General features: G+C 67.8%; 9 protein-coding genes. 3 read left to right on the top strand and 6 right to left on the bottom strand.

What is annotated here, in order from left to right; translation table 11 throughout:
* Positions 1 to 248: 248 nt before the first annotated feature.
* Positions 249 to 1,055 carry an ERCC4 domain-containing protein gene (locus ACZK5N_RS14305; protein ID WP_459018305.1) on the top strand — a complete coding sequence of 269 codons (807 nt, stop codon included), beginning with the start codon at positions 249 to 251 and terminating at the stop codon, positions 1,053 to 1,055.
* Positions 1,056 to 1,111: 56 nt separating this feature from the next.
* On the opposite strand, the gene ACZK5N_RS14310 is transcribed toward ACZK5N_RS14305, so the two are convergent.
* Positions 1,112 to 1,351 (bottom strand): HigA family addiction module antitoxin, encoded by a 240-nt coding sequence (locus tag ACZK5N_RS14310; protein WP_459018307.1) that lies wholly within the window; start codon positions 1,349 to 1,351, stop codon positions 1,112 to 1,114.
* A gap of 175 nt (positions 1,352 to 1,526) precedes the next feature.
* On the opposite strand from ACZK5N_RS14310, the gene ACZK5N_RS14315 reads away from it, so the two are divergent.
* A complete protein-coding gene (locus ACZK5N_RS14315; RefSeq protein WP_459018309.1) occupies positions 1,527 to 2,423 on the top strand; it encodes an alpha/beta hydrolase in 897 nt (298 codons plus the stop codon).
* A gap of 131 nt (positions 2,424 to 2,554) precedes the next feature.
* Positions 2,555 to 3,736 (top strand): MFS transporter, encoded by a 1,182-nt coding sequence (locus ACZK5N_RS14320; protein ID WP_459018311.1) that lies wholly within the window; start codon positions 2,555 to 2,557, stop codon positions 3,734 to 3,736.
* A 386-nt stretch (positions 3,737 to 4,122) separates the two neighbouring features.
* On the opposite strand, the gene ACZK5N_RS14325 is transcribed toward ACZK5N_RS14320, so the two are convergent.
* The 5 genes from ACZK5N_RS14325 to istA all read right to left on the bottom strand — a co-directional run bounded on the left by ACZK5N_RS14325 (position 4,123) and on the right by istA (position 8,656).
* Entirely contained in the window at positions 4,123 to 4,770 is a 648-nt protein-coding gene (locus ACZK5N_RS14325) for a hypothetical protein (RefSeq protein ID WP_459018313.1), read from the bottom strand.
* Between the two features lie 115 nt (positions 4,771 to 4,885).
* Entirely contained in the window at positions 4,886 to 5,584 is a 699-nt protein-coding gene (locus tag ACZK5N_RS14330) for a hypothetical protein (protein ID WP_459018315.1), read from the bottom strand.
* A 319-nt stretch (positions 5,585 to 5,903) separates the two neighbouring features.
* Complete coding sequence (locus ACZK5N_RS14335; RefSeq protein WP_463625174.1) at positions 5,904 to 6,233, bottom strand: HepT-like ribonuclease domain-containing protein; 330 nt, start codon at positions 6,231 to 6,233, stop codon at positions 5,904 to 5,906.
* Between the two features lie 96 nt (positions 6,234 to 6,329).
* Positions 6,330 to 7,133, bottom strand: a complete 804-nt coding sequence (istB, locus tag ACZK5N_RS14340; protein ID WP_459017651.1) for an IS21-like element helper ATPase IstB — start codon at positions 7,131 to 7,133, stop codon at positions 6,330 to 6,332.
* On the bottom strand, positions 7,130 to 8,656 hold the full coding sequence (gene istA / locus ACZK5N_RS14345) for an IS21 family transposase (RefSeq protein ID WP_459017652.1): 1,527 nt from the start codon (positions 8,654 to 8,656) through the stop codon (positions 7,130 to 7,132). Before istA ends, istB begins: the two co-directional genes overlap by 4 nt.
* Positions 8,657 to 8,848 lie beyond the last annotated feature (192 nt).

An 8,848-nucleotide genomic window follows, 5' to 3' on the forward strand; every position in this document is an offset into this window, starting at 1 on the left:
GACTGTCATCGATCCTCCTGGTGGTGTGGCCGTCCTCGGCCGCATGGACACAGCAGTAGTGCGATGGTAGTTCTCAAGCGCGAGTCGCACCGCGCTTACGACAGGATCCCCGTCGGGGCAGACTCGACACGCCAGTCAGGCCGCGCCCCCCCCGACGGAGTGTGGCGGCTCTGCGTGGCATCCCGTGCACTCACCAACGAACTCATGACGCACGACACTAGAGTCGGGTGTCAGAGGTGGGGAGTGACATGGAGCTGCTGATCGCGCGCAATCCCGAGGACTCCACGCTGCCGTTCATCCTCCTCATCCCCATCGATGGCGGCATCGTCCTGCGCGCCAAGGACACCTGGCCCCGCACCGCCAAGATCTACTGCCACCGACACGGCCTGCCCTGGCCGGACGACCCCGACATCGTCGAACGCATTCCGCTGCGCTCTTGCGTCCGGCGCGGTGCCGCCATCAGCGTCGAGGCCGACCGCACCCGCGAGTCGCGCTCGCAGTTCGTCATCACCCAGGCTCGGGGGCGGGAGATGATCTTCTGGCAGAACGCCCGCACCACGAAGGCCGCGCGACCGAATGTCGCCCTCCCGACGGCGCGCGCCTCCGGCTTCGACGACCTCGAGATCGTCGTCGACACCCGCGAAAAGTACGCCTGGAAGTTCACGGCCCAACAGGCTGTTACCCGACGTGAGGCGCTCCGGGTGGGTGACTACGGCGTCGTCGACGAGGACGAGGTGGTTGCGGTGGTCGAGCGGAAGAGCCTGCAGGATCTGGCTGGCTCGCTGGCCGGTGGCCGCCTGATCTACCGGCTCGAAGAGTTGGCGACGGTGCCGCGGGCCGCGGTCGTCGTCGAGGAGCGCTACTCAGCGATCTTCAAGCTGACGCACGTGAAGGCGTCGACGGTCGCCGAAGCCTTGGCCGAGTGCCAGGTACGGGTGCCGAATGTGCCGGTCATCTTCGCCGAGACACGCCAACTCGCCCAGGAATGGACTTACCGGTTCCTTGGCGCGGCATTGCGGGAGCGACGCGAGTCGCGGGCAGCCGACTGGTCATGATCCGGGGGCGCCACGCGGCTACGGTGGCGGGTCTGGTGCAGCTCGTCGTGGGGTGGTCAGGCGACGTCATCCAGGCGGCGGACCTTCGGCAGCCCAGCGGCACGTTCGGCAGCCAGGTCGAAGGCGGTCTGCATGGCCAACCACACCCGGGCGGACCCCACTCCCGCCTCCTCCAATCGGACTGCGAGGTTCGGACTGACCCGGGCGTGACCGTGCAACACCCTGCTCAACGCCACCCTTGAGATTCCCAACCGGGCCGCCGGATCACCCACACCCACGACCTCAATGCTCGTCATCGCTCCGCGCGGCATCAGAGGTTCGTTGATCGCTGGTCGGGACCGCCCGGTTCGGTTCGGTGTGACAGGAAAGCACCGGAACGGTGCCCTCCGTGGATGGCTTTGCTGCACAGTTCAGGTCCCAGCCCTGCTGGGCGGTGAACTAAGTTGGTTTGCACCTAGAAGGTGGATGCGGATGAAGAGGATGTTGGGCGCCGCAGGGTGGGTGGTGATGGGCGTCGGGCTCGGAGTCGGCGCGCTCGGCGGGTTCACCGCCTGGACCCTGAATGGGCCGAGGCGCCCGTGGCCCAACTACACATTCACTCCGTTCGAGGTGAGGGCTCGGTCGGAGGATGTCGCCTTTACCGCAGCCGACGGAGTTCCCTTGGCAGGCTGGTGGCTCGACCAACCTGCGTCGTCCACCGTCGTCGTCTGCGCCCACGGCCACCGAGGCAACAAGTCTGACATGCTGGGGATCGGCTCAGGTCTGTGGCGGGCTGGCCACAGCGTCCTGCTCTTCGATTTCCGTGGCAACGGAGACTCCGGTGATGGCCCACAGTCCCTGGCTCACCACGAGCAGCGGGACCTGAGCGCCGCCTTGGACCTGGTGCGCGAGCGCCGGCCCGACGCCCGGATCGCCGTCGTGTCATTCTCGATGGGCGCTTCCACGGCCATCCTCACTGCGGCGCAGGATTCCCGGATTGAGGCTCTCGTCGCCGATTCACCCTTCGCAACCCTCAGTGACGTCGTCGCCACGGGATATCGCCGCCACCGCCTGCCGAGCGAGCCGCTCATCCCGGTTGCCGACCTGGTGAACCGATTGCGCTACGGCTACGCCTTCTCCGAGGTCCGTCCCCTCGACAGGATCGGCGCGATCTCGCCTCGTCCACTGCTGCTGCTACACGGGACCAACGACAGGGTCATCCCCTACGACCATGCGTTGCAGTTGGCCGCGGCCGCGGCCCCGGGGCCGGTCGAGCTCGTATCCTTCGACGGGGCGGACCACTGCGGAGGCTACTTCGCGGATCGGGCGGCCTACATCGCTCTGGTGGCAGACTTCCTCGACCGCTGGTTGGTCGTCAGCAGAACCTGATCAAGGGCGGGACGACGACCTGAGCCGCGTGACGGGGCCGAGTGAGCGGCCGTGACCGGTCGATCGAGGCCGCCACCCCGCCGTGGAAGCCCTGCCGATCGACAGCTGATTCCTTGCGGAAGGATGGGCGCATGGACGCCCTGCACGCCACCGCCACCCCCCGCACCTGGCGGCGGGTAGCGCTGGCCATGCTGGCCGCCGGCTGGGGCGCCAACCAGTTCGCGCCGATGCTGCTCGTCTACCGGGACGAGCGAGGGCTGTCCGAGCAACTGGTGACGGGGATGTTCGCCGCGTACGTCGGGGGCCTCGTGCCCGCCCTGCTCGCCGCTGCGTGGGTGTCGCAGCACAAGGGCAAGCGTCCGTTGGTTCGGATCTCTTCGGTGCTGATGCTGGTGGGCAGCCTCCTGTTGCTGCTCGGTGCTGACTCCCCCGGGCTGCTGTTCGCCGGGCGCATCGCGTCCGGGGTCGGCGTCGGGTTCGTCATGGCGCCCGGCACGGCGTGGGTGAAGGAGTTGTCTGCCGGGTTGCCGCTGGGCACAGGTGCCCGGCGGTCGACGGTCGCGTTGACGGCGGGCTTCGCGATCGGGCCCATGGGCTCCGGCGTCCTCGCGCAGTGGTTCCCGGCACCGCTCCAGCTCGCCTACGCGGTGCACCTGATCGTGCAGGCCGTCGCTGCGGCCATCGTCTGGAATGCGCCCGAGCTCGACACGTCAGACCAGCCCAGACCGACGGTCGCAGCCGCCGCGCGGCACGTGATGCACGGCTGGTTCTGGAAGCTGATCGTGCCCTCGGCGCCCTGGGTGTTCGGGGCCGCGACCGTCGCGTTCGCGGTGACCCCAGCCCTGGTGGGCCCTGTCCCTGGCTTGCCGCGGGTGGCCGCCGCGGGCCTGACCGCAGGACTCACCCTCGGCACGAGCGTGATGGTGCAGCCGTCGGTCCGACGCTACGCCCAGCATGACCCGGGCCGGACGCCACCGCTGGGCATGGCCGTCCTGACCCTCGGCATGATGATTGCGACCGCAGCCGCGCTGTTCCCCCACCCGCTCTGGCTGATGCCCGCCGCGGTCGTGCTGGGGGCCGCGCACGGCCTCCTCATGGTCGGCAGCATCACGATCGTCGAGCATCACACGCCGCAGCACCTCATCGCCCCCACGACCGCCGTCGCCTACAGCCTCACCTACATCGGCTTCCTCGCGCCCTACGCGGTCAGCACCGCGTCGATGTTCATCCCCGCATGGACGTTCCTCGCGGCGGGCGTCGGCATCGCGATCCTGACGACGGCTTGGCTCTGGTTCGAGCGTAAGAACGCCTGAAGCCCCCGGCCCCCCACAACGGATGCGCCCAGCCCACCCGCGGACGCATCACGGCCGGCGGCGCGGGCGCGGCGCGTGCACGCGCCGATGAGAGCGCCACGGTCATCAGGTCTTTCCAGGCACGGGTGTGGAGTCCGTCGTCGTCCAGTTCGCCAGACTGCCCCTCGCGCGTCCGATGAACCTGCGATCTGAAAGCTCTCTTCTGTCCCTCTGAGTGCACTTGGGTCCGAGGTGAACATACAAACTCTCTAGTCAAGGGCGTTTGACTAGAGAGTTCAGCCATGGAGCATGGGGGACTCGAACCCCTGTTCAAACTGGCTCCGACAACGTTCGACCAACCGCCATATCTTCCCCAAGCCCAATCTGAGCCCACAGCATCAGAGTGCTCAGGCGGTCAGGATGCGTAGCGCGATCTGGCCGTTGACACGCCACGCCTCGGGGAGCAGCCGCCACGACGGGGCGGTGTCAGGGAGAGCCCGCGCGAGCACGTTCAGGCGCCCCCGATCGGAACCTGCGAACCCTGCCCGCTCCGCGAGCGGGTCCTCAATCACGGCCAGCAGCAGCGCGGCGTCCTGAAGGTGGCGCTCCCTGTCGCGCGTGTCGCTCTGATAGGCCGCGGCCTTGAGGATCACCGCTCCGAAAGGAGAAGGAACACTGACTGTGGTGTTCTCCCCGGGCACGATCTCAAGCCGGGCGCTGATCGTTCGCCTCAGGGCCTGGGTGCCGCCTTCGATTGCGACCATCGTCTTGCCGTGCAGCGTCTCCACCACCCGCGGTGCCGGATGGTCTGCGATCAGGACATCGACCACATCCTCCCCGATCACCACATCGATCTTCGACTGCCCGCGTCTGAATCTGTGCGCGGTGTTGCTTCGCTCATCGATCGAGGGCGTGAACCTGTACCCCAGCGACTCCAGCGCCCGGGCGGTCTCAGCCGCGACACCCCGGGTTGTCTCGACGTGGACCACGATGTCGACATCATCAGTGGGGCGAAGGGCGTCGATACCTCGGTAGACGCCATGCAGCTGGGCCATCAACCCGCCAACCAGCGTCCACTTCCCATGCGGCAGGACCGCCTCGATCTCCGCAACGTTCGGCCACGGGGCACCCCACCCACCAGGCGGACTCGGCACATCGATGATCCGACGCTCAATCACGGAAGGATCCCAGCGCATTGTCGAGGGCCCCCAGGCCGGCCCGCCTCTCCCGCACATCGAGCGACTCCGCCAAGTCAAGGGCAGCCAACACAACACCGCGCTGTGCGAGGTCGCGGACAATATCGAGCCCCATCCCCGTGGCGCGCAGAGTTACTCGACCCTCGTCGTCACGGATCAACCCATGAGTACGGACCACGTCCTCGACCTCGTCGATCGCCAGATAGCCGTCGACACTGGTGGTCTCGGCCAGCCCAAGCTGCCTCCCGGCATCCGTGGCGCACACGAGCACGCTGATAAGGTACTGACCCGCGCTCGAATGCGCCCGATACCGCCTCACGACAGCACGACCGCGCGCACGCTCCACGAACTCGGACGCAGTCAGTCCCCGAAGCCGCGACCTCAGACGCGACCGCTGCGTCAGCCCCAACCATGGCCCATGCCCACCCGACAGCAGCGACACCGCCGCCCACGCCGTGGACTCTGACCATGCCCGCTGATGTGATCCACCACGCACCGCCACCAGCCGCTCAACCGAGGTCCCGTCCACGACCCCTCGCGCCAATTGGCGCAGCTCTCCCTGCGCGACCAGATGCTGCACCTGTCGTGTGGACACCCCAAGACGCTCAGCCGCCTCGGAAACCATCATCAACCCCACAACAGAGAGCTTCGCATAAACGAATAGGTTTGCCAACCCTGCATCGAGACGGCGACCACCCCAAGCTCGCTCGTCGCGGAGCAACTCAAAGCCTTGCGGCAAGGCATCTCACAAAACACCTGAGCCTGCCGAGCCCGTGTGCCCGATCGGGGCCGGCGTCGTCATTGAGGTCTGGGCCTAGACGATGCGTGCTTCGGGGGCGGATCTGATGGCGTAGTCGGCACCAGATCCGCCGAACCAGGGCTGGTCATCACCGGTTCTTCGGCACTACTGGGCCAGGCGGAGGCGAGACTCGCGAAGGTACGAATACCGGACCGCGAATCTACGGATCTACGGTCTGCACTCGATCACGCCGTCATCCGTCGCTGATTTCGGCCGCCACCTTACGCAGCTCGGCGACAAACCCCGGGAGGTCGTCGACGGCGGTAGCGATCAACACCTCCAGGTCGACCGACCAGTAGCCATGGACAATCCGATTCCGAAGCTGGCTGGGCCTCGACCACCTCACCTCGGGGTGCGCCTGCTTCACTGACTCCGGGAGCTGCGACGCCGCCTCGCCGAGCACAGTGAAGTTCCACAGCAAAGCGTCGCGGCGCTGACGGTCATGCGTGAGCGACTCGACTTCCAGTCCGCCACAAGTCGTGTCGCTGTCAAGGGCCACTGGTTTCTGCCCGGAGGCGGACATGAAACCTGCCCGGTAGCGGTCACGAGAAGTGCCCGGTGGTGGCCATGGGATCTGCCCCAGGGGGTTGTTGGCCATCCACCTCGGTCGAGGGCGTGGTTAGTGCAAGGGGGTCACCCCCCGGCCGGCGAGTGCTTGGGTGAGGCGGACGCTGTCGCCGCTGGTTTGGCAGACGTGGGCGTGGTGGAGGAGCCGGTCGACGGTGGCGGTGGCCAGCGTTTTGGGCATGAGTTCGTCGAAGCCGGCGGGGTGGAGGTTGGAGCTGATCGCGACGGAGCGTTTCTCGTAGGCGGCGTCGACCAAGCGGTAGAGGCCCTCGGCGGCGTCGTGGGACACGGGCAGCAGGCCGATGTCATCGACGACGACGACGTCGGCGCGCAGGATCCGGGCGATGGCTTTCGACACGGTGTCGTCGGCGCGGTGCCGGCGCAGCAGGAGGCCGAGGTCTTCGAGGGTGAACCAGGCGACGCGTAGTCCTTGTTCGACGGCGTGTTGGCCGAGTGCTTCGAGGAAGAACGTCTTCCCGGTGCCGGAGGGGCCGCAGACGACGAGGTTCTCCCGCCGACCGACCCATTCCAGGGTCCGGAGTGCTTGTTGGGTGGGGGCCGGGATCGATGAGGCGGTCGGCTGCCAGGCGTCGAAGGTTTTCCCGGTGGGGAACCCGGCGGCGGTGCGGCGGGTGGCGAGCGCGGAGCGTTCCCTTCCGGTGACCTCTTCGATGAGGAGGGCCTTGATGATTTCGGCGGGGTCCCAGCGTTGCGCTCGGGCGGTGGCGAGGATGTCAGGTGCCTGGGCCCGCATGTAGGGCAACCGCATCCGGCGCAGCAGGCCTTCCAGATCGGCCGGTAGCGGCGGGGCGACCGGGACTCCCGCGACGGGGACGGCGACCTTCGGTGCGGTCATGAGGCGATCTCCTGGGCGGGGTTGGTGCCGTAGGTGGCCCAGCCGCGGGTGCCTTGGGTCAGGGACTGGTCCTCGCTGGCCTGCAGCTGTTGGGGGTGGGGTCGGCTGCGGTGGTGGTCGAGGATGGAGGCGAGGTCGGCCTCGGCGAAGCGGCCGTGGACGGCGGCATGCCCCAAGGCCCAGTCGACGTCGGCGGGGTTGAACAGGCGTGCCAGCTGGACCGCGGCGGCCATCTTGACCCGCATCTTCCCGGTGCCCGCGTGAGCGGCCTCGACCAGCCAGATCCGCGCCCCTTCACCGAGGGCGAGGAACTCGGTGTCAGCGACCGTCTTCGCCCTGGGTGACCGCTCCAGGGCCCCGGCCGGGGCGGGCGGGAAATGCAGCCCCTCAAGCATCGGCGTGCCTGGGGTGGCGCGTCGGTGGCGGGCGACCTCGACCGGGCCCGCGTCGTCGAGGTGGCAGATCACGATCTGCTCATCCGCGCCGCGGCCGTGGACGCGGACCCAGACCGTCTCGCCGCAGAGCCGGTGAGGGACGGAGTACTGGCCGTGTTCGAAGTTCACCATCGGCGTGTTGTCCGGCACCACCCTCGTGGTCCCGAACGCGACCGTGAACGGCGCCGCGGCGACAGGATGCAACCGTGGGCGTTCCTCGGCCAGCATCTCGGCCGGGGCCCGGCGGGTGACCCGATGCGGGCGGGCGTTGACCAAGTCGCAGAACGCCTCGCAGGCGGCTTCGAGGTCGGCGAACGTGTCGTAGGCGTCGCGCAGGTTGGCGTCGGTGGGCACCAGGTCGGCCTTCGCGAGCTTCACCGATGATTCGGTGCCGCCCTTGCTCGCCGGGTCCGCCGGAACACATGTGTGAACCGTCACCGCATAATGCGAGGCGAAGGCGACCAGCTGCTGGTTCCGGACCGGGATCCCGGCGATGTGCTCACTGGTGACGGTCTTCTCGTTGTCGGTCAACACATACGTCGGGACGCCCCCGATCCGGCGGAACGTGACATCCAAGGCGGCGAACACCGAGGGCAGGGTCTTGTCCCGCAGCGGCAGCACCACCCGGAATCTCGACCACGCGACCCAGGCGACGAACAGGACCGTCTTGACCCCGTCGATCAACGGCCCGTCGCCGTAGTCGTACTGCAACCACATCCCGGGCTCGGTCACCCACGGCCGATGAACCCGGCGGTTCCCGACCCGGAACGCGGTCTTCGCGGCCGCGACCGCTCGGCGGGTGGTGCGCTCCGAGCCGGTGTAGCCCAGCCACTCCAGCTTCTGGTGGACCCTGTCGGCGCGGACCTTCCCCTTCGACCGCTCGACCCACTCCTCGACCTTCTCCAGGTAGTCGTCGATCAACTGCGGCCGGCGGGCCGTCCCCGACGGCGGGCCACCCAGCTTGTCGCGGGCCTCCACATAGCGTTTCACCGTGTGATGGGAACACCCCACCAACTCGGCGGTGTCACGCAACGACCCGGTCAGATCGTAAGCATCCAAGATTTCCATGATTTCCTCGGCAGACTTCAAGATGTCCCTTCCCGGGTGACGAACAGTGCTTCAGCACCACTCATCGCACTCGAGGAAGGGACGCCGACCGCGGACGCGGCAGGCAACGGATGTCGTGTCGGGCAGATCCCATGGCCACCACCGGGCAGATTTCATGACCGCCAGCGGGCAACTACATGACCGTCACTGGGCATTTTTCCGTGTCCGCCGACA

It is taken from the genome of Tessaracoccus pujii (assembly GCF_055326215.1).

Bases quoted from the DNA above. Each gene is read 5' to 3' on its own strand.
- ACZK5N_RS14315 (WP_459018309.1), top strand. From the start codon at position 1,527: ATGAAGAGGATGTTGGGCGCCGCAGGGTGGGTGGTGATGGGCGTCGGG.
- ACZK5N_RS14310 (WP_459018307.1), bottom strand. From the start codon at position 1,351: ATGACGAGCATTGAGGTCGTGGGTGTGGGTGATCCGGCGGCCCGGTTG.
- istB (WP_459017651.1), bottom strand. From the start codon at position 7,133: ATGACCGCACCGAAGGTCGCCGTCCCCGTCGCGGGAGTCCCGGTCGCC.
- ACZK5N_RS14335 (WP_463625174.1), bottom strand. From the start codon at position 6,233: ATGTCCGCCTCCGGGCAGAAACCAGTGGCCCTTGACAGCGACACGACT.
- ACZK5N_RS14320 (WP_459018311.1), top strand. From the start codon at position 2,555: ATGGACGCCCTGCACGCCACCGCCACCCCCCGCACCTGGCGGCGGGTA.
- ACZK5N_RS14325 (WP_459018313.1), bottom strand. From the start codon at position 4,770: ATGGCCCAGCTGCATGGCGTCTACCGAGGTATCGACGCCCTTCGCCCC.
- ACZK5N_RS14305 (WP_459018305.1), top strand. From the start codon at position 249: ATGGAGCTGCTGATCGCGCGCAATCCCGAGGACTCCACGCTGCCGTTC.